The organism is Paenibacillus sp. RC84, from assembly GCF_041260495.1.
Classification (GTDB): domain Bacteria; phylum Bacillota; class Bacilli; order Paenibacillales; family NBRC-103111; genus Paenibacillus_F.
The window spans coordinates 154591-171529 of sequence record NZ_JBGBYL010000001.1; the positions used below are offsets into that span (position 1 = coordinate 154591).

At 54.8% G+C, this 16939-nt stretch carries 14 protein-coding genes; 13 read left to right on the plus strand and 1 reads right to left on the minus strand.

Features of this window, described 5'->3' with window-relative positions; translation table 11 throughout:
* Positions 1–111: 111 nt before the first annotated feature.
* The 10 genes from ABH899_RS00725 (at position 112) to ABH899_RS00770 (ending at position 13068) form a co-directional block, all read left to right on the plus strand.
* A complete protein-coding gene (locus tag ABH899_RS00725) occupies positions 112–417 on the plus strand; it encodes a winged helix-turn-helix transcriptional regulator (protein WP_009674280.1) in 306 nt (101 codons plus the stop codon).
* 484 nt (positions 418–901) lie between these two features.
* Positions 902–2191, plus strand: coding sequence for a histidine--tRNA ligase (gene hisS, locus ABH899_RS00730; protein ID WP_369993147.1), 1290 nt, complete (start codon positions 902–904; stop codon positions 2189–2191).
* On the plus strand, positions 2188–3972 hold the full coding sequence (gene aspS / locus ABH899_RS00735) for an aspartate--tRNA ligase (RefSeq protein WP_009674288.1): 1785 nt from the start codon (positions 2188–2190) through the stop codon (positions 3970–3972). The genes hisS and aspS overlap by 4 nt, the downstream gene beginning before the upstream one ends.
* 202 nt (positions 3973–4174) lie before the next feature.
* On the plus strand, positions 4175–4930 hold the full coding sequence (locus ABH899_RS00740; protein ID WP_009674276.1) for a tRNA threonylcarbamoyladenosine dehydratase: 756 nt from the start codon (positions 4175–4177) through the stop codon (positions 4928–4930).
* A gap of 45 nt (positions 4931–4975) precedes the next feature.
* Positions 4976–6286: an S-layer homology domain-containing protein gene (locus ABH899_RS00745; protein WP_369993150.1), complete on the plus strand. Its 1311-nt coding sequence runs from the start codon at positions 4976–4978 to the stop codon at positions 6284–6286.
* Positions 6287–6601: 315 nt separating this feature from the next.
* Entirely contained in the window at positions 6602–7963 is a 1362-nt protein-coding gene (locus ABH899_RS00750) for a spore germination protein (RefSeq protein ID WP_369993152.1), read from the plus strand.
* On the plus strand, positions 7950–9038 hold the full coding sequence (locus tag ABH899_RS00755) for a GerAB/ArcD/ProY family transporter (RefSeq protein WP_369993153.1): 1089 nt from the start codon (positions 7950–7952) through the stop codon (positions 9036–9038). The genes ABH899_RS00750 and ABH899_RS00755 overlap by 14 nt, the downstream gene beginning before the upstream one ends.
* Positions 9035–10138, plus strand: a complete 1104-nt coding sequence (locus ABH899_RS00760) for a Ger(x)C family spore germination protein (protein WP_369993156.1) — start codon at positions 9035–9037, stop codon at positions 10136–10138. The genes ABH899_RS00755 and ABH899_RS00760 overlap by 4 nt, the downstream gene beginning before the upstream one ends.
* Before the next feature lie 86 nt (positions 10139–10224).
* Positions 10225–11529, plus strand: coding sequence for a replication-associated recombination protein A (locus ABH899_RS00765; RefSeq protein WP_369994063.1), 1305 nt, complete (start codon positions 10225–10227; stop codon positions 11527–11529).
* Between the two features lie 60 nt (positions 11530–11589).
* Positions 11590–13068, plus strand: a complete 1479-nt coding sequence (locus ABH899_RS00770; protein WP_369993158.1) for a potassium/proton antiporter — start codon at positions 11590–11592, stop codon at positions 13066–13068.
* Positions 13069–13444: 376 nt separating this feature from the next.
* On the opposite strand, the gene mnmA is transcribed toward ABH899_RS00770, so the two are convergent.
* Positions 13445–14527, minus strand: coding sequence for a tRNA 2-thiouridine(34) synthase MnmA (mnmA, locus tag ABH899_RS00775; protein WP_369993160.1), 1083 nt, complete (start codon positions 14525–14527; stop codon positions 13445–13447).
* A 248-nt stretch (positions 14528–14775) separates the two neighbouring features.
* Here mnmA and cymR point away from each other — a divergent pair, with 248 nt between their 5' ends.
* From cymR to ABH899_RS00790, 3 genes are read left to right on the plus strand one after another with little or no spacing between them, the layout of a single operon-like run.
* A complete protein-coding gene (gene cymR / locus ABH899_RS00780) occupies positions 14776–15195 on the plus strand; it encodes a cysteine metabolism transcriptional regulator CymR (RefSeq protein WP_009676580.1) in 420 nt (139 codons plus the stop codon).
* A 16-nt stretch (positions 15196–15211) separates the two neighbouring features.
* The gene (locus ABH899_RS00785; RefSeq protein ID WP_369993164.1) at positions 15212–16354 is read left to right on the plus strand and encodes a cysteine desulfurase family protein; all 1143 of its coding nucleotides are present in this window, start codon (positions 15212–15214) and stop codon (positions 16352–16354) included.
* A 57-nt stretch (positions 16355–16411) separates the two neighbouring features.
* On the plus strand, positions 16412–16939 hold the full coding sequence (locus ABH899_RS00790; protein ID WP_369993165.1) for a PRC-barrel domain-containing protein: 528 nt from the start codon (positions 16412–16414) through the stop codon (positions 16937–16939).

Consider the following 16939-nt stretch of genomic DNA (forward strand, 5'->3'; position numbering starts at 1 on the left):
AGGCGCATGCGCAGGTGAAGACATAAACCGGGCCATCGGCGGGATATTAGCTGAATAGACTTACTTTTGACAAGTCACTATGGTAAGATGTAACTAAGGAGATGATGTCGCATGGCAGATTTTCATTTATGTCCCAAATTCGAGAATGCGTTTGAACTGCTTGGAAAACGTTGGACAGGCTTGATCATCCGGGTCCTTTTGAGCGGTCCCAAGCGTTTTAAAGATATATCCGATATGATTCCGAGCATGAGCGACAGAATGCTGTCCGAACGCTTCAAAGAGCTGGAGGCGGCGGGCATTCTGATCCGGCACGTTTACCCGGAGACGCCTGTACGGATCGAATACGAACTGACCGAGAAAGGCAAGGGCCTCGAACCGGTTATGGACGAGCTGCAAAAATGGGCGGAAACTTGGTAAGGGAAAAGCTTGACTTTGCCGGTAGAGCCGTTTACAATCATCTCTAATACAACCCTGAAAAACTTTGATCCGCTGAAGGGATGAAGTCGTTCGACTCCACGTACTCAGAGAGGGAAGCCCTGGCTGCAAGCTTCCTTATGATGGCCGAGCGTAAGACCTCCCGGAGGACAATCGGTGAACAGAGGGCTGCCGGTGCTTGTTCCTTGCAACATGCCGTGCAGACCGTATCTCATTAGCCGATTTGCGTAGACGGGCGTTAACCGTATGAAGCGAAAATCAGCCGGGCCGGACTTTCCGCGCCGCAGGCCGCCGATTTTCGGAATGTGGGTGGCACCACGGGTGATGGTTAGTTACTGACGTCTCTCGTCCCTTTGACCGTTTTTGCGGTTTTAGGGATGGGGGACTTTTTTAATGGCAAAAAAGAACCAGCCGTAGATGTCAAGACGACGGGGAAGTCGACAAGGAAAGCAAGGAGGAAGCTCGCATGAGCATGCAAAAGCCGAAGGGCACCCAGGACATTATGCCGGGTTCCGTAGAAAAGTGGCAGGCGCTGGAAAGCAAAGCCCGCGACCTGTGCAGCCGGTTCCGTTACCGGGAAATCCGTACACCGATTTTCGAACACACCGAACTGTTCTCCAGGGGTGTCGGGGAGACGACGGATATCGTGGAGAAAGAAATGTACACGTTCCAGGACAAAGGTAACCGCAGCATTTCGCTCCGTCCGGAAGGAACGGCCGGCGTCGTACGCGCGTATGTGGAAAACAAACTGTACGGCGAGCCGGATATCAGCAAGCTGTTTTACATCGGACCCATGTTCCGGTATGAGCAGCCTCAGGCCGGACGCTATCGGCAGTTTCACCAGTTCGGGATCGAAGCGTTCGGCTCGGAGGATCCTTCGCTGGATGCCGAAGTCATCGCGTTCGGTTACACATTTTACCGCGAACTGGGGATGACGGGCGTGTCCGTCGAGATTAACTCGGTCGGAACACCCGAGATCCGGGGAAATTACAAACAGAGACTGCAGGCGTTCCTGGAGCCTTTTAAGGAAAAGCTCTGCAAGGACTGCCAGTCGCGGTTCGACCGCAACCCGATGCGGATTCTGGACTGCAAAGTCGACCAGAAGTATTTCGACGGGGCACCCGAACTGCTGGACGATCTGGACGAAGCGTGCCGGACGCACTTCGAAGCGGTGAAACGCCATCTGACCGCGATGGAGATTCCGTTTACGATCAATCCCCGCCTCGTGCGCGGGCTCGATTATTACACGCATACCGCTTTCGAATATAAAGCGGCGGGCATCGGCTCCATCGATACGATCGGCGGCGGGGGCCGGTATAACGGCCTCGTCTCCGAGATCGGCGGTCAAGATCAGCCCGGCGTCGGCTTCGGCCTCGGCCTCGAGCGCGTTCTGCTCGTCCTGGAATCCCAGGGCGTGCAGCTTCCTCAGCCTCCCGGGCTGGACGTGTACCTGATCGGACTCGGTCAGGCGGCCGAGGACGAGATCGTGAAGCGGCTCTACGAGCTGCGTGCGCACGGCATTCTGGCGGAGAAGGATTACCAGGGTCGCAAAATGAAAACGCAGATGAAATCGGCTGACCGCTCTGCGGCGCGTTTTGTCGCCATTCTGGGGGACGACGAGCTGGAGCGCGGTGAAATTACGGTCAAAACGATGGCCACCGGCGAGCAGGAAACGATCAAGCTGGAGGATTTTGCGGAAGCGATTTTGAAACGGACAAGATCCGGAAACGAAAATGGAGGGGTTCAGTCATTATGATGCTCAAAACACATCATTGCGGGCAATTAACGAAAGCGAACATCGGAGAAACGGTTATTCTGAACGGTTGGGTACAGCGCCGTCGCGACCTGGGAGGCGTCTTGTTCATCGACCTGCGAGACCGCAGCGGTCTTGTGCAGATCGTCTTCAACCCGGATTTCTCGGGAGAAGCGCTGGCGATCGGCGACCGCGCCCGTAACGAATACGTACTGGCCGTAAAAGGGACCGTCGTCGAACGGGACGCCGAAACGGTAAACACCAACCTGCAGACCGGTGAAATCGAAGTCCGGATCACGGAAATCGAAATTATGAACGCCGCTAAAAATCCCCCGTTCTTCATCGAAGACGGCATCGAAATCGACGAGACGCTGCGCCTGAAGCACCGCTACCTGGATCTTCGCCGTCCGGAAATGCAGCAGACTCTGATGCTGCGTGCCAAAGCGGCCCGGATTTTCCGCAACTTCCTCGACGAGAACGGGTTCCTCGATATCGAGACGCCGATTCTTACGGGCAGCACGCCGGAAGGCGCGCGCGACTATCTCGTGCCGAGCCGTGTGCACCCGGGCGAGTTCTTCGCGCTCCCGCAATCTCCGCAGCTGTACAAGCAGCTGCTCATGGTGAGCGGACTGGAGCGGTACTACCAGATCGCGCGCTGTTTCCGCGACGAGGATCTGCGGGCCGACCGTCAGCCGGAGTTCACGCAGGTGGACATCGAGACGTCCTTCCTGTCCCAGGATCAGCTTCTGGACATGATGGAGCAACTGATCGTGCGTCTGTTCCGCGAAACGGTCGGAGCGGAGATTCCGACACCGTTCCAGCGTCTGACGTACGCGGAAGCGATGGATAAATACGGCTCCGACAAGCCGGACCTGCGCTTCGGTCTGGAGCTGTCCACGGTGACCGATATCGTGGCGGACAGCGACGTAAAAGTATTTAACATGGTCGCCAAAAACGGCGGCATCGTTAAAGCCTTGAACGCCAAGGGCTGCGGCGCGACGTGGAGCCGCAAAGAACTTGACGATCTTCAGCCGTTCGCATCCCGCTACGGCGGCAAAGGTCTCGCCTGGATCACCGTGAAGGAAGGCGAGTGGAAAGGGCCGATCGTCAAATTCTTCAAGGAAGAAGAGATCGCCGCGCTGACCGAGCGTCTGAACGTGGAAGAGGGAGACCTGCTCGTCTTCTCCGCCGACAAACCGAAAGTCGTATACGACGTATTGGGCAACCTTCGCCTGAAAGTCGGCCGCGATCTGGGTCTGATCGACGACAAAGCCTACAAATTCCTGTGGGTCGTCGACTTCCCGATGTTCGAGTACGACGAAGACGAGAAGCGTTATGTCGCCATGCATCACCCGTTCACCCGTCCGAAGGACGAAGATCTGCATCTCTTCGAAACGGACCCGGGCCAAATGCGCGCCCAGGCCTACGATATCGTGCTCAACGGCTACGAAGTAGGCGGCGGTTCCATGCGGATTTACCAGCGCGAGGTGCAGGAAAAAATGTTCGCAGCGCTCGGATTCACGCCTGAAAAAGCCAAAGAAAAATTCGGCTTCCTGCTGGAAGCTTTCGAATACGGCACGCCTCCGCACGGCGGAATGGCATACGGCTTCGACCGTCTGGTGATGCTGCTTGCGGGACGCACGAACCTGCGTGAAACGATCGCCTTCCCGAAAACGGCAAGCGCATCCGATCCGCTTACCGATGCGCCGAGCGAAGTCGACGAGAAGCAGCTTGAACAGCTTTCCATCCGCATCGCGTTGAAACAACCGGCAGCCAAAGCTTAAGTTCGGCAGCCGCCACGCTCTCCGGCCGTGTAAATTTTACAGGCCGCAGGGTAAAATAGACGAAACAGGGAGGGACCTTCGGGTCCCTTTTTTTCGGGTCGCAGAGGTAAAACCAAGCGCACGACTTGACATTAGCTACCGAATCAGGTCAAACTTAGCGTAAACCTATCATATTGTTAGCTGACAGAGGAGGAAATTCCGAATGCTTCATCAATTCTCCCGGACGGAACTTGCCATTGGACCCGAAGGCCTTGAGGTTATGAAAGGCAGCACAGTAGCCGTTCTCGGTATCGGCGGAGTCGGTTCCATAGCGGCCGAAGCCCTGGCCCGGACCGGAGTCGGACGAATTATACTGATCGATAAAGATGTGGTGGATATTACGAATGTGAACCGTCAGATCCATGCCCTTACGACGACGGTAGGACAACCTAAAGCCGAGCTTATGCAGGAGCGGATCAAGCTCATCAATCCCGAATGCGACGCCATTGCGCTGCGGATGTTCTATACGGAGGAAACGTACGAGCAGCTGTTTGACTACAAGCCGGACTATGTTCTGGACGCTTCGGATACCATCTCCTATAAGATTCATCTCATCAAGCAGTGCCTGGACCGTAAAATCCCGATGATCTCCAGCATGGGCGCGGCGAATAAAATGGACCCGACGAAGTTCCAGGTCGCGGACATTTCCAAAACGACGATGGACCCCATTGCCCGGGTCGTCCGGACGAAACTCCGCAAGGAAGGCATCAAAAAAGGCGTGAAAGTGGTTTTCTCGACGGAAGAGCCGAAGAAACCGCGCGAAGATGTCACTCAGCGTATCGTTCCGGAGAACGCGCCGGAAATCCGCAAAGCGCAGCAGCCTCCGGCGAGCAACGCTTTTGTGCCGCCCGTTGCGGGTCTGATCATGGTCAGTGTATGCGTCAAAGACCTGCTGCACAACGCCGGTATTGACGTTTAACTACCCTTGCGAAGTCACAATAGCACCTAGAGAGGCAGGAAAGGTATGGCTTGGAAAAAGGTTCTCCTCACTTTATCCGCGGCTGCCGTGCTTACTTCGATAGCCGGACAGGCCTTCGCGGCGGAGCACCGGGAGGCGGAACGGGCCGGCGGGAGCCGGGCTGAAGCGCCGCGGGAGGGACAGGCAGCGGGGGCGGAAGCCGGCCCGGCCGCAGGCCGCCTCTTCGCCGATGTGGCCCCGGATAACCGCAACGCGGACGCGATTGCGGATCTGGCTGCGCGGGGCCTCATCGAAGGAACGGCATCCGGCCGGTTCGATCCGGACGGAGCGCTGACCCGCGAGCAGTTTGCCAAGCTGCTCGCATCCGCCTTCGGACTCGGAACGTCCGAAGGGCCGACCCCCTTCGTCGACCTCGTGTCCGCGTGGTCGACGCCGTATATTTCGGCTGCCTATGCGGCAGGCCTCGTTGACGGCGTAACGGCCGTCAAGTTCATGCCCGCGCAGCCGGTAACCCGCCAGGCCGCCGCCGCGATGGTGTGGCGCTGGCTGGAGGCCCGGGGCGTCGATGCCCCGGCGGCTGCACCCGGCCCGAGCGCGGGCGATGCCGATGCGTGGGCACAGGCGTCCGTGCACAACATCATGGCGCTGGGGCTGCGCAGCGATTCGGGCGCGAGCTACGAACCGAAGCGCGTCATGACCCGCGGCGATGCGGCTGCGCTTGTTTCGCGGGCGCTGGCACTCCTGGAGGCGACGGCCGGGGAGCGCGCGGCTAAAGCGGCGCAGCCCCTGACGGCGGACAAGGCGGCAAGCCTGATCAGGTTTAGCGAGCAGAAGACGGCGGAGCTGTTTCTGAGCCTCTTCGACCATGAACTGGCTTCCCGTACGAAGCCGCCATTTGAAGCGATCCAGCCGGCCCTGAGCCGTTATTATGCGGACCCGGGAAGCTGGAAAACTTTCTATGAGCGCCATCTGGGCGGAATCTACGAAGCCGTGGCCATTTTTCCGGCTGTATCGATGCCCGTGCCTTCGTTTAAAATCGTCAGCGTGACGGACGACAGGGTCAAAGTCCGGGGCAAGAGGCCGGAAGGGGCCTACACGGATTCGGCCTTTCTGACGTATACGCTGCTCAAACGAAACGGGAACTGGGTCATCGGCGGCCGCGAGGAAGAGAAGCTTACGGAGCCGTTCACCCGCGAAGAGGCGGAGGGAATTGTGGCCCGGTATTACAAAGCGGGCTCCGGTCTGTTCGAGCGGGAGGAGAGCGACCGCTACCTGTTTACCGTGACGGACAAAGGGGAGAAGCTGCGGTTATCCGTCAGCAAGGCCAAGGGAATTCTGGCGCTGGAAGAAGACTGAGGGCTTCTCCGTCAGCTTCTCTTCTCCTAAATAAACCTGTTGAACACGTTCGAATGTTTTTGAAGCGTTAGCCTTCATTCCGCTTTCCCGGCGGGATGAGGGCTTTTTTGCGTTCTGCCGCAAGGTAGACGTAGGGGGACACTCGTTTTTTTGCGTGTAACAAGACAAACGGCCGAAAATACGGTCCGCCCCGAGTGTTCGGTTATGCTTGTTCGGCAGGCTGCAAATACGAAGCCTTGGAATGACATGGAAGTAAGCTGGGCAACGTAAACCAAAGAACCGTTCGGATAAGAGAGGAAGGGAGGGGAATAACGGATGACCGGCACGAATGCGACGACGGAGCAGATCGAACAATGGCTGGCTGAGAAGCTGGCGCTTTCCGCCGACCTGGAAAATTGCGAGCTTACTTCGGATGGCAGGACGATGCGGCTGATTTACATGAAAAGCTTGTGCGATTCGAAAATGATTCGGAGATTTTTTATCGCCCCGTTTTTTGAAATCCGTTCGGTGGACCTCTATGTGCAGTATATTTCGTCCCTGCCCAGCGGCATAGAGTTTACGAATGTGGTCAGAGCACTCGATTTAATTTTATCGGGGTCAGTGGCTCTGTTCGTAGACGATAAAATATACCTGCTGGAAGCCTTGCAGGACGTCAAGAGCAGTGTGGGGGACGCCACGGTGGAAGCGATCGTGCAGGGCCCTCAGGACGCCTTTACGGAATCCATTTTTACGAACCTGAACTTGGTCCGCCGTCGTTATAAATCTTCCAATCTGAAAATCGAAAATTCAACGGTGGGCTATTTGTCCCAAACCGCAGTCTCGCTTGTTTACGACGACCGAAAAGTCGACAAGGGTATCCTTACCGACGTTAAAGATAAATTTTCGCAGCTGAAGGTAGACAAGATTCAATCTTCCGGCGAGCTGGAGAAAGCGCTGAGTCCGCAAGGCTTCCGGCTGGTGCCTACGATGATGACGACGGAACGGCCCGACCGGGTCATCGATAACTTGAGCGAGGGCAAAATTATCATTCTGATCGATACGAGTCCCTTTGCGCTTATTCTGCCGTCCACCTTTTTTGACTTTTTTACGGCTATGGACGATAAAGTGCAGCTCCCGTTCGTCGGTTTTTTTCTGCTCATTCTCCGTTATGTCGGCCTGTTTATGACCTTGACCCTGCCTGCTCTTTACGTGGCCTTCACTTCCTATAATCCCGAAATTTTGAAAATGAACTTGACGCTGCTTATCGCGGGAAGCCGGGCAAGCGTGCCGTACCCTTCTTTTGTCGAGGTTTTGATTATGCTCGTTATGATGGAATTTCTGATCGAAGCGAGCTTGCGGCTGCCGAAAGCCATCGGACCTACGGCGACGACGGTCGGCGGTCTGATTCTGGGGACGGCTTCCACGGAAGCGGGACTGGTCGGAAGCATCATGATTATTCTCGTGGCCGCGGTTGCCATCTCCAACTTTGTTATTCCGATCAACATGATGAGCTTTTCGGTCCGTTTCGCGAAGTACTGGTTCGTCTTGCTGGCCGCTATTTTCGGATTGCTCGGCGTAGTCGTCGGGGTCATCGGCAGTATTTTATACTTATGCAATCTTCGCAGCTTCGGGCGCCCTTACATGCGGCTCTTTCATATACGCGAGCAGCGCAGCGGAGGTACGGATGGTCACCAATAGATATGTGTACTACTTGATCGCCATCAATGCTTTAATCAGCATTATCATTTATGTGCCGAGAATTTTGCTGCAGCACCGGTTCGACGGCGCGTGGACCTCGATTCTCCTCTCGGTCGTCATCAGCTACCTGCTGATCCGATGGTTCACGACCATGCTGGCTTCTTTCACCCGGCAGGGGTTTCCGGAAATGATGAAGCAGTATCTGCCAAAGTGGCTGAACGTGTCCGTCCAGCTGCTTATGATCGGGCTCTGGTTTTTTGCCGGGGCCATTACGCTTTTGTCTTTTGTGGATATCACCCTCCGTTACATAAGTCCGGACGTTCCCGCCTTTTTGGTTATGCTCGGCTATTTGATTGTGGTGTGCTGGGCCTGTACGCTCAATCCCGCTTCCATTTTGTTCGGGCTCGAAATTTTGCTCGTGCTGAATTGTCCGATTGTCGCGTTCTTCATCATCCGGGCCATAACGTCACCCATGTTCGACTGGGACGCGGTGCTGCAAACCTTCACATTCAGTCTGCAGTGGCCCTCGTTTCAGGCGGTGGCTGCGGCGACTTTTCTTTTTACCGGTTATATCAATCTGGTTGTGTTTAACCGAGTATTCGAAAAGTTTTATATGAGAGGCTGTCTGCTTATTTCGCTGTCGGGTCTGCTGCTTCTGCTGCTTACGATGATCGTGCCGATCGGAATGCACGGTTCCATGGGCGTATCCACGTACGTGTATCCGTGGTTTTCATTGGCGGATTCCATCCGGATCGATATGTTCCTCGTCGAACGGCTCGTTTTCGTTTTTTACCTGGTTTACATTTCCCTTTTTCTGATCAGCACGATCGTACATTGGCATGTGGCGCAGAACCTGGCCAGGGGGTTGATCCGGTTTCCCGCCGCTGCGCGCGGGTCTAAATATCTTCCATTAGGAATCGTTGTCGTTTTCGCTACAGCCAGTATGTGGATGCTCAAATTCAATCAGGAAGGGCTGATAAGATCCGGAGAGATCTTTCTTGAAATCAGGCTCGTGGCTGAATTTATTTTCGTGCTGCTGATTTTCTATATGTATCGGAAGGAGAAGAAGAAGTGAGGTACAAGCTGCTGCTGTTTATTCCGGCTCTGCTGTTCCCGCTGCTCCTCGGCGGTTGCAACTTCAAAGACATCGACAAACGCATTTTTGTGATCTCGATGGGGATAGACAAGTTGGATGATCAGAAAAACAACCTTCGGGTCAGCCTGAAACTGGCCATTCCCCAAGGGAATCCCAAAGAAGGGACCGAGCAATTCGACATTATAGTCGAGGAAACCGAGACGGTTGCGGACGCGGTAAGGAAAGCCAAGTCCAAGGTGGACAAAGAGCTGGATTTCGGTCATATGAAGGTGTTTCTGATCGGGGAAAATATGGCTCACGATGATATTTATCAGATTATCAACTGGGGGGTGCGGCGCAGGGATATTCAGCTCATTACGCTGCTGGCCATTGCCAAGCCAACAGCCTTAGACGTCCAGAAAATCAAGCCCCAGTCCGAGCGTATTCCCTCCAACGCCCTTATACTCGGCCTTTCCAAAAGCGGAACGGAATCGCCCTACATCGTAACGGAGTATTTATTCGATTACCAGCGGCGGCTCGAGGAAAGAGGGATGGATCCCATTCTTCCGATCGTCAAAGCCGAAGGAGATCATTTTAGAATCGATCAGCTGGCGCTCATGAAAAAACACCGGATCGGAATTGAGCTGAGTCCCAATGAAACGAAATTGTATAACCTGCTGACGACCAAAAACTTAAAAACGAACCTGAGCGGTAAAATGGAAGGAAACTTGTACGAACTGAATCTGGAAAGCTCGCGGGCATCTTATAAAATAAACGCACGGCCGGGAGAAGAGCCGGTACTCGCGTACGAAATTCACATCAAAGCGACTTTGGAAGAAAACGAGAGCCATGAGAACATGACCCGGTCTGTTCTGGATACTATCGAAGACGCAACGGCAAAGGAAATAAACGGACAGGTGGAACGATTCCTGAAGAGGCTCCAAAAACATGAGACGGACCCGATCGGCTTCGGCCTGCATTATATGTCCCGCCGTTGGGATAACGCATCGGAATGGGAAGACTGGCAAAAAATATACCCTAAGCTGACATTCAAAGTGGACACTCATGTCCGTATCCACTCCGCGGGAACGGCGCATTAGGCCGGGTACTTCGACAAATATGAGGCGCCGACAGTATAATAGATAGATACTCTACATGCTGTTGAAAGGCGGAATTGCAGATGGAAATGGACTTATTCAGTGCCGCTGCCGAGAACGATTCCCGCGGAAAGCTTCTCGCGGACCGGATGCGGCCCCGCACTCTTGATGAATATATCGGCCAGGAACATATCGTGGGTCCCGGCAAGCTGCTGCGCCGGGCGATCGAGGCCGACCAGATCACGTCGATCGTGCTGTACGGGCCTCCCGGCTGCGGTAAAACCACGCTCGCGCACATTATATCGGAGAAGACGTCCGGCGATTTCGTAAGATTGAACGCCGTGGACGCTTCGGTCAAGGATGTCCGCGAGGTGATCGAGCAGGCCAAGTCGGCCAAGGCGCTGTACGGCCGGCGGACGATCCTGTTCCTCGACGAGGTCCACCGTTTCAACTCGGCCCGTCAGGACGCCCTGCTGCCCGCCGTGGAGCAGGGCACGATCGTGTTCATCGGAGCGACCACCGAGAACCCGTTCCACTACGTGAACGGGGCTCTGCTCTCCCGCTCCACGCTGTTTCAGCTTCACGGCTTGACCGAGAAGCATGCCCGCATCGCGATGGAGCGCGCCCTCTCCGATGAAGAGCGCGGACTCGGCTTTCTGAACATCGAAGCCGAAGAAGAGGCGCTTGCGCATATCGCGTTCATGGCGGGCGGAGATATCCGCCGTGCGCTCAATGCGCTGGAAATCGCCGCGCTGACGACCTCGGCGGATGCGGACGGCGTCGTCCGCATCACGCTGGACATCGCAGAGGAATCCATCCGCCGGCCGACCGTCAAAGCGGACGAGTCGACGCAGTATGACGTCCTCTCCGCGTTCCATAAGAGCGTTCGGGGGTCGTCCGACGCCGCTCTCTTCTGGTTCCTATACGCCGTGGAGAAGCTCGGCATGGACCCGATGACGTTTATCCGGCGTCTGACCGTCGCCTGCAGCGAAGATATCGGCCTGGCGAATCCGCAGGCTATGGTTCAGGCGGTTTCGGCGATGGAGGCCTACCACAAGATCGGCTGGCCGGAGGCGAAATATATCGTCTGTCAGGCGATTCTGTTCGCTGTGGAGAGTCCGAAATCCAACTCCATCCCGCTTGCCATCGGACGTGCGATGTCCGCCATGGACAGCATCGGAAAGGCGGAGGTTCCGCTGCATCTCAGGGATACCCACTACAAGGGAGCGGAACAATTAGGGCATAAAGGCTACATGTATCCCCACAATTATCCGGGTCATTACGTGAAACAAGCGTATTTGCCGGAACAATTGGAGGGCGAGGTGTTTTTTAATGCCACGGAACAGGGTATGGAAGAGAAGATGAAAATAAATCAGCAGCGCCGGAACCGATGACCCTTCTAGAAGAGCCTGCGGCTTCCGGCAGGAACTGCAGGTAGCTGAAGGAGACCGATTATGACGGAGAAATATATTTTTCTCATTGCCGTCCTGCTGTTCGCCGGCGTGCTTATGTCCAAATTTTCGTCCCGTTTCGGACTTCCGGCTCTCGTCTTTTTTATGCTGGTGGGCATGGGGCTCAATCGTTTTATTTATTTCGACAACGCCCAACTGACGCAGTGGTTCGGTTTGATGGCGCTTATCGTTATTCTGTTCGACGGCGGCATGCACACGAAGTGGACGCACGTGAAGGAAGTGATCCGGCCTTCCCTGATGCTCGCTACCGTAGGCGTACTGCTGACTACGGTTATCGTAGGGTTGAGCGCCTACTGGATTTTGCAGGTATCGCTTAAGGAAGGGCTTCTCCTTGGTGCCATTGTCGGGTCTACGGACGCCGCGGCGGTATTTGCCGTTCTCGGCAATCAGAACGTAAAGAGAAGGCTGACCTCGACGCTGGAGGCGGAATCCGGCACGAACGACCCGATGGCCGTATTTCTGACGGTTTCCCTCATCGAGCTTATTCAAATGCCGGACACGAGCATCCTTCTTCTGATCGGCAGTTTTTTATGGGAGATGGGTTTGGGGCTTGTGCTGGGACTGGTCATCGGCCGTCTGGCCGTCTGGAGCCTCAACAAAATCGATTTGGATTCTTCCGGGCTGTATCCCGTTCTGGCGCTTGCCTTTGCCATCTTTACATACGGGTCTACGGCGCTGCTTCACGGGAGCGGACTGCTGGCGGTCTATGTGATGGCCCTGCGGCTCGGAAACGCGGATTTTGCCTACCGGTTCTCGATCACGAGGTTTCATGAAGGGTTTGCCTGGATGATGCAGATCCTGATGTTTATGCTGCTCGGACTGCTGGCGTTCCCCGACGATCTTATCAGTATTGCCTGGCAGGGAGTAGCTCTTGCCCTTATTCTGATGTTCGTTGCGAGACCTGTGGGGGTATTCGGAAGCATGCTCGGCACCGGATTTCAATACCGGGAAAAGCTGCTGATCTCGTGGGCCGGTCTCAGGGGAGCCGTTCCGATCGTACTCGCCACCTATCCGCTGCTTGCGGGACTGGAACACGGACGCATGTTTTTTAACATCGTTTTCTTCATCGTGCTTCTATCGACGCTGATTCAAGGTTCAACGATTTCCGTCCTGTCCAAAAAACTCGGTCTTACCGAAGGGTCGGCGAAGAACGATGCCCACACCCTTGAGCTTCTGGCTCTCGGGAAAGCGAATGCGGAAATTATCGAAATTAAAGTGACGGAAAACGGTCCGGTCAACAACAGGCTGATCAGTGACCTGAATCTTCCGGAAGAAGTTCTCATTACGGCCATCGTCCGAAAAGGAAAAATTATAACGCCTCACGGGAATACGGAGCTTATCGAAGGGGACCTTCTGTATACGCTCGTTTCGAAGCCGATGAGGGAAAAGGTCAAGAAAATCTTTTATGAGGAATCCCCCACCATCAAACCTGCCGATCTTACGCCCGAGAAAGGGCTGTGAGCACAGCTTTGGAGCCGGAACAGCTAACGGGGTGAATTATTTCCCAGGTAATCAATGCTGCACCTATTGTGAGTAGGCTTGGTCTATACATGTACTTACAAAAAGAACGCGAATCCCTTTTGGAGGGATTCGCGTTCTTTTTGCTGCCGTTGCCGAGCAGGCAGTCTGTTTAGACTGCAACTGCCGCGCAAGCAGATAGCCGGGCCCGATTGAAGCCGGAGCGGCCGCGGTGCAGCGGAGCCGCCCAGGCAACATTCCGGAGGGCATGTTCTGTCTGCATTCCGTGAGCCGCCGCTGCTCAACGGGCGAATGCTTCCGTCAGGGTACACGGCCATGCGGCCGCTTTTGCGAGCCCGGCGGACCGATAAGGTCCATCTTAGCGGTGCACCTTATCGATGATTCCGCCGCCCAGGCAAATTTCGCCGTCGTAGAAAACGACGGACTGGCCGGGCGTGATCGCTTTCTGCGGCTCGTGGAATACCACTTCGGCCGCCCCGTCCTCGCCCAGTGTTACCGTAACGCCCTGATCAGGCTGACGGTAACGGAATTTAGCCGTACAGGCGAACTCACCCTGAGGTCTCCGCGTGCTGATCCAGTTCACGTCCGTGGCGGACAGGCCTTTGCTGTAAAGGCGCGGGTGCTTGTCCCCTTGAACGACGTACAAAATGTTGCGTTCAAGGTCTTTGTCCGCAACGAACCAAGGCTCGCCGGTACCCGATCCGCCGATTCCGAGTCCCTGACGCTGACCGAGCGTGTAATACATCAAGCCGTCGTGGCGGCCCTTCACTTCACCGTCCAGCGTCTGGATGTCTCCCGGCTGGGCGGGCAGGTATTGGCTCAGGAATTCTTTGAAGTTCCGTTCCCCGATAAAGCAGACGCCCGTACTGTCCTTCTTCTTGGCGGTCGCAAGGCTTGCAGCCGCCGCGATTTCGCGGACCTGAGGCTTCGGCATGTGCCCGATAGGGAACATGGCTTTCGAAAGCTGGTACTGGTTCAGCGCGTGCAGGAAGTAAGTCTGATCCTTGTTCGAATCGTTTCCGCGAAGCAGAACGAACTCGCCGTCGCGTTCCTCTAGGCGGGCATAGTGGCCGGTCGCGATAAAATCGGCGCCCAGATCAAGACCTTTCTGCAGAAACTCGCCGAACTTGATTTCCCGGTTGCACATAACGTCCGGGTTCGGGGTGCGCCCGCTTTTGTATTCATCCAGGAAGTATTGGAACACCTTCTCGGAGTACTCTTTTTCAAAATTAACCGTATAAAACGGGATGTCGATCTGGTCGCAGACTCTCCGTACGTCTTCCGCGTCTTCCTCGGCGGTACAATGGCCGAACTCGTCGGTATCGTCCCAGTTTTTCATAAAGACGCCGATGACGTCATAGCCCTGCTCTTTCAGCTGCAGAGCCGCTACGGAAGAGTCCACCCCGCCCGACATACCGAGAATGACTCTCTGTTTGCTCATGGCCGGTTCTAATCCTTTCTTGCCAAAAGTGGCTGGTGACACCTGTATGAACCTCAGGGTTCTACCCATTATAACGCGCTTTTCGCAAAGTGAAAATATTTCATCAAGATGTCATGGTTTTGTAACCAAATTAATCGGAATTGTGATAACATAGTAAAGAACATGCCTAAATGGAATGAATCATAGAGAAATAGGTTACCCTAGAGCTAGTAATCTTACACATAAGCAGGGGTAGAAGAGGTGTTAATTTGAAAATTTCAACAAAAGGCCGTTACGGTCTCACTATAATGATGGAACTGGCCGCAAGATTCGGGGAAGGGCCGACCTCGCTTAAAAGTATCGCAGAGAAACATCAACTATCCGAACATTACCTGGAGCAGCTCGTAGCTCCTCTGAGAAACGCAGGTCTTGTTAAAAGTATCCGCGGCGCCTACGGCGGATATATCCTTTCGAAGAACGCGGAAGAAATTACCGCGGGTGAAGTGATCCGAGTCCTGGAAGGGCCGATTTCACCGGTCGATTTTACGGAAGAAGACGATCCGGCCAAGCGGGATTTGTGGATTCGTATCCGGGACAGCATCGCGGAGGTTCTGGATTCCACAACTCTGGCTTCTTTGATTTCTTATCAAGAAGAAGGCAAACGCGACAGCTATATGTTCTATATTTGATTGCAGGGTGACCACTATGGGAATATATCTTGATCATGCCGCTACAACTCCTCTCCATCCGGAGGTGCTGGAAGCCATGATGCCTTACTATACGGACTATTTCGGCAACCCTTCAAGCATCCACAGCTACGGCCGGGCCGCCAAGACGGCGCTCGACCGTTCGAGGAGCGCTTTCTCGGCGGCAATCGGCTGTTCACCGGCCGATCTGCTGTTTACGAGCGGGGGAACCGAGAGCAACAATACAGCTTTGTACGGGATCGTCGAAACCTTCGGGGGCAGACGCGCTCACGTGATTACAACCCAGATCGAGCACCACGCGGTGCTGCATCCGGCAGAACGTCTGGCGCGAATGGGCTGCGACGTTACATTTCTGCCAGTAGATATGACCGGTCTTATCCGAATGGAAGACCTGGAGGAAGCCATCCGGCCCGAGACCGTTCTGATCAGCGTAATGTACGTGAACAACGAGGTCGGCACCATTCAGCCGATCGAAGAGATCGGACAGTTGGCCAGAAGCCGCGGCATCGCTTTTCATGTGGATGCGGTTCAGGCGCTGGGGAAGCTTCCGATCGACCTGTCCGTGCTTCCCGTAGACCTCATGAGCTTCTCCGCTCATAAAATCAACGGGCCCAAAGGCATCGGCGCTCTCTTTGCTTCCCGTAAGCTTCAATTGGCTCCGCAAGTATTGGGAGGCTCGCAGGAACGTAAAAAAAGAGCCGGCACAGAAAATGTGGCCGGAGTGGTCGGTTTTACAAAAGCGTTGGAAATATATAACAATAATTACAAAGAATACAACATTCAAACTTCCGAGTACCGCCAACATATGGAGCGGATTTTCCTGGAGGAACTAGGGCCTGACGGTTTTGTGGTCAACGGCAATCCTGATGTGTCCGCTCCCCATATTTTTAACGTGAGCTTTCCGGGTAGTCATACGGAAACCCTGCTCATGAATCTCGATCTGGAAGGTATCGCGGCTGCCAGCGGGTCCGCCTGTTCGTCGGGCTCTCTTGAACTTTCTCATGTCCTGCGGGCCATGGACCTTCCAGAATCTGTATGCAAGTCGGCTGTCCGTTTTAGCTTCGGTTTTGGGAATTCTATAGACCAAATTGAGACGGCGGCCCGTAAAACCGCAACCATTGTGAAGCGGATTCGTAGATAAGAGAAGGGCGTGCCCTTTGGCGGCGGCAAGCTGTCACGAGGAGGTTTAATATTCCCCTTGCGTAAAGCCCGCGACATTATCGGATTGCCTGTATTCTGCTTGTCCACAGGCAAACGTGCAGGAACGGTGAGAGACGTTCTATTCGACAGTGAATGGACGATTCTCGGTGTTTTGCTGGACGCACAGCATTGGTATTCTTCTTGCCGGTATATTCCTGCCGGTGAAATTACGGCCTGCGGACAAGATGCGGTCACGATTGCCGACATGAAATCCGTACGAAGTTATGCGGAAGCGGAGAGCCTGGGGCTGATCCCGCTGAACGGCGGCAAGCACAAGCTCAAAGAACTCCCCGTAATTACGGCAAACGGTCAGCAATTGGGAACGATCGAGGACGTTTATTTGCTTGAACAATTGGGTACAAAGATAATAGGTTTTGAACTGTCCGAAGGTTTCGTATCCGATTTAATGGAAGGTCGCAAGTGGCTCCCAATGCCGGTATCGCTAACGATTGGTGAGGATGCGGTGATTGTTCCGCTTAACTCCCGGCTTGAGGCGGAGGAAATCTTCGTATCTAAAGAAGAATAG

Coding starts and splice junctions, on each gene's coding strand:
- ABH899_RS00770 (WP_369993158.1), top strand. CDS start 11,590: ATGACGGAGAAATATATTTTTCTCATTGCCGTCCTGCTGTTCGCCGGC.
- aspS (WP_009674288.1), top strand. CDS start 2,188: ATGATGCTCAAAACACATCATTGCGGGCAATTAACGAAAGCGAACATC.
- ABH899_RS00765 (WP_369994063.1), top strand. CDS start 10,225: ATGGACTTATTCAGTGCCGCTGCCGAGAACGATTCCCGCGGAAAGCTT.
- ABH899_RS00725 (WP_009674280.1), top strand. CDS start 112: ATGGCAGATTTTCATTTATGTCCCAAATTCGAGAATGCGTTTGAACTG.
- hisS (WP_369993147.1), top strand. CDS start 902: ATGAGCATGCAAAAGCCGAAGGGCACCCAGGACATTATGCCGGGTTCC.
- ABH899_RS00755 (WP_369993153.1), top strand. CDS start 7,950: ATGGTCACCAATAGATATGTGTACTACTTGATCGCCATCAATGCTTTA.
- ABH899_RS00740 (WP_009674276.1), top strand. CDS start 4,175: ATGCTTCATCAATTCTCCCGGACGGAACTTGCCATTGGACCCGAAGGC.
- ABH899_RS00745 (WP_369993150.1), top strand. CDS start 4,976: ATGGCTTGGAAAAAGGTTCTCCTCACTTTATCCGCGGCTGCCGTGCTT.
- ABH899_RS00750 (WP_369993152.1), top strand. CDS start 6,602: ATGACCGGCACGAATGCGACGACGGAGCAGATCGAACAATGGCTGGCT.
- ABH899_RS00785 (WP_369993164.1), top strand. CDS start 15,212: ATGGGAATATATCTTGATCATGCCGCTACAACTCCTCTCCATCCGGAG.
- mnmA (WP_369993160.1), bottom strand. CDS start 14,527: ATGAGCAAACAGAGAGTCATTCTCGGTATGTCGGGCGGGGTGGACTCT.